Source organism: Enterobacter cloacae complex sp. S2 (genome assembly GCF_015159675.1).
In the GTDB taxonomy this organism is placed as follows: Bacteria; Pseudomonadota; Gammaproteobacteria; order Enterobacterales; family Enterobacteriaceae; genus Enterobacter; species Enterobacter intestinihominis.
The window spans coordinates 1-2,496 of record NZ_JADDTS010000030.1; the positions used below are offsets into that span (position 1 = coordinate 1).

General features: G+C 51.5%; 3 protein-coding genes. 2 read left to right on the top strand and 1 reads right to left on the bottom strand.

The window, feature by feature from the left end:
* The first annotated feature begins 831 nt into the window (after positions 1–831).
* On the top strand, positions 832–1,059 hold the full coding sequence (locus tag IPZ49_RS14315) for a YgdI/YgdR family lipoprotein (protein WP_021243043.1): 228 nt from the start codon (positions 832–834) through the stop codon (positions 1,057–1,059).
* A 365-nt stretch (positions 1,060–1,424) separates the two neighbouring features.
* Entirely contained in the window at positions 1,425–1,610 is a 186-nt protein-coding gene (locus IPZ49_RS14320; protein WP_032673404.1) for a Rop family plasmid primer RNA-binding protein, read from the top strand.
* 297 nt (positions 1,611–1,907) lie between these two features.
* On the opposite strand, the gene IPZ49_RS14325 is transcribed toward IPZ49_RS14320, so the two are convergent.
* Positions 1,908–2,126, bottom strand: coding sequence for a hypothetical protein (locus IPZ49_RS14325; protein WP_182407767.1), 219 nt, complete (start codon positions 2,124–2,126; stop codon positions 1,908–1,910).
* Between the last annotated feature and the right edge of the window lie 370 nt (positions 2,127–2,496).

Here is a 2,496-nt window from a genome sequence, read left to right on the forward strand (position 1 = left end):
TAGCGAAAAAGGCATAAGGCCACGGCAAAGCCGTTTTTCCATAGGCTCCGCCCCCCTGACAAGCATCACGAAATCTGACGCTCAAATCAGTGGTGGCGAAACCCGATGCGGCTTAAAGATACCAGGCGTTTCCCCCTGGTGGCTCCCTCGTGCTCCCCCGCATTCCTGCCTTTCGGTTTACCGGTGTCACTCCGCTGTTATGGCCGCGGTTTCTCATTCCACGCCTGACACTCAGTTCCGGGAAGGCAGTTCGCTCCAGGATGGACTGTATGCACGAACCCCCCGTTCAGTCCGACCGCTGCGCCTTATCCGGTAACTATCAACTTGAGTCCAACCCGGAAAGACACGACTAATCGCCATTGGCAACGGCCATTGGTAAACAGGATGTGCGAGAGATGTATCAAGAGTTCTTGAAGTGGCGGCCTTAGTGAGGCTACACTGAAAGGACAAATTTGGTGACATGTCTCGCACAAGACTGTTACCACGGTTAGGGGATCTGCCAGGATTACCTAACCTTCGAAAAACCACCTGCCAGGGTGGTTTTTTCGTTTACAGGGCAAGAGATTACGCGCGAAAAAAAAGGATCTCAAGAAGATCCTTTATAAATTAGACATCCAACCTCACAAAGAGGAATACTTAAATCATCTTGGTATATGTATCTGCTGGATTACATCTCATATAAGCCTCCTCCCCGCTTGACACCACACTTTGACCATAGCACCTCGCGCCTAACTCGATATACAGCCCACCATCAAGCCTCTTTTCACATAAAAAATAACCTATAGTTAGATGGTTAGTGACCAAAACTGATATGGATAAAAGGAGCTGGCTTTGAAAAAGATTTTTGTTTCAGTGTTCGCAGCGGCAGTTGCGCTTTCAGCCCTCACCGGCTGCACGCGCACAAGCTATGCCATACACACCAATGACGGTCGCACTATTGTCAGCGACGGCAAACCTAAAGAATCAGACTCAGGCCTGCTTGGCTATACAGACGCGAATGGTGTCAAACAGCAGATCAATAAAACCGACGTTAAAGAAGTCTCCGAAATTCCGCACTGAGCATATTCTCCGAAAAAGGCCGCTAATGTGGCCTTTTTCTTTACCTGTGGTTCTCCGCCAAAATCCCAGCAAATTGCATCACCAAAGCTAAAAGCTTTCAGGGTTGTCTAAAAAGCACAAGACATAAGAGGAAGTGCGGTATTTTATAATCAAGCCCCCAAGAATTTACCATAACATCCGTTGCCCGCACCGCCTCAGACGCGCTCAGCGCGTTTCTGACGGAACCATGACAAAAACCACAACAAACCACCCCGGAACCCGTCAGAAACGCGCCTGTTAAATTTTAACGGCATGCATGACTATGCACCAGAATGACGGCATGCTCTTTTCACGCAAAAATCATCACCAGACGGGGAAAATCACCAGTGACCAGACAGGAATCCGCCGCCCTCAACATGGCCAAATTTATCCGCTCACAGACACTCCTCCTCCTCGAACGGCTCGAACAGATGGATCTGGATGAGGCAGCCGGCTGCTGTGAGCATCTGCACGATCAGGCTGAAGCGCTTTACGCCATGCTGAACGCACAGATAGGCGAGAAAGATGCGTGAAAATCGGTGAACGGGTGCGCAATTCAGTGCGCGGCCGTGAGGCGATGGCGGGGTGTCGGGGCGCAGCCCTGAACGGGGTATTTGTGATGCCGCCGCGTGCGCGGTATTACAAATGCACATCCTGTCCGGGAGCGGACACCGGGAAACAGCAAAAAAAACCGGGCGACACGCCCGGAACTCAATCAAGTTAGATTACTCTCAATCTTCCATAACAGCATCATGGAACGACGACCACCGTCCGTGACGGCCGCCTGGATTGAGTATGGACAAAAATTCAGGAAATGCTTCAGGAAATGCTCAGGACGAAACGTAATGAATGCGAACTGATTCAAGAAATTCGAGCATGACCGCCCTTGCGGCCGGTTCGGTTTCAGACAAAATCTGCCGGTATGCATCCAGCATCATGGCTCCGGCATCCCCTTCGGCACGCCGGAGCCAGCCCGAAACAACGGACACAAGCAGGTGTCGCTCATCATCATTAAAAGTCATCAGGGCTCCGGAGGAAAAACCAAACATGGCTTACCTCCTGTTAACGGCAACGCAGAAGAAAGGTTTACAGGGTAGCGGGCAGGAATGAAAAAAATCGCAGTCAGACCAGAACGGCTGCTTAACCGGTACAGGCGGGTTCCGGGCGCAGCGCCGGACCAGTCACGCAGCGCTAGCGGAGTGTATACTGGCTTAATATGTTGGCACGGATGCGGATGTCAGTTAAGTGCTTCATGTGGCAGGAGAAAAAGGCGGCATCGGTGCGTCAGCAGAATATGTGATACAGGAGATATTCCGCTTCCTCGCTCACTGACTCGCTGCGCTCGGTCGTTCGGCTGCGGCGAGCGGTACGGGCTTACGTACAGAGCAGAAATTTCCTGGAGAATGCCAGGAAGGTTCT